The following is a 245-nucleotide window of genomic DNA, read 5'->3' as shown; positions in this document are numbered from 1 at the left end:
CTTTGTAGGATCGGCAAGTGGAGCAGTAGTATTAACAGCATTAATCGTATTTCTATCAAGCGTATTAGTATAATAGAAACTTTGTAACAAAAGAAAAAGAAGGGAGAATGAGGGATATGAACAGTGAACAAGTGTTTCAAGTAACAAAAACAGATTTATTAGGATCCTTAGGTGGAGCGGTAATATTAACATCATTTATTCTATTCCTTGCAAGTGTATTAGTATGATATATATAAATACAATCA

The 245-nt window shown here is 31.4% G+C and carries 2 protein-coding genes; both read left to right on the top strand.

From position 1 onward, the window contains the following. Positions 1-73, top strand: a 73-nt coding sequence (locus MR167_RS32320; protein ID WP_002177690.1) for a DUF3948 family protein, incomplete at its 5' end; no start/stop codon positions are given. Between the two features lie 43 nt (positions 74-116). Continuing rightward, entirely contained in the window at positions 117-227 is a 111-nt protein-coding gene (locus tag MR167_RS32315) for a DUF3948 family protein (RefSeq protein WP_001083691.1), read from the top strand. The last annotated feature ends 18 nt before the right edge of the window (positions 228-245 follow it).

The sequence above is a fragment of the Bacillus cereus group sp. BfR-BA-01355 genome (assembly GCF_022663675.1).
GTDB lineage: Bacteria > Bacillota > Bacilli > Bacillales > Bacillaceae_G > Bacillus_A > Bacillus_A thuringiensis_S.
This window is presented reverse-complemented; position numbering and strand designations above follow the sequence as displayed.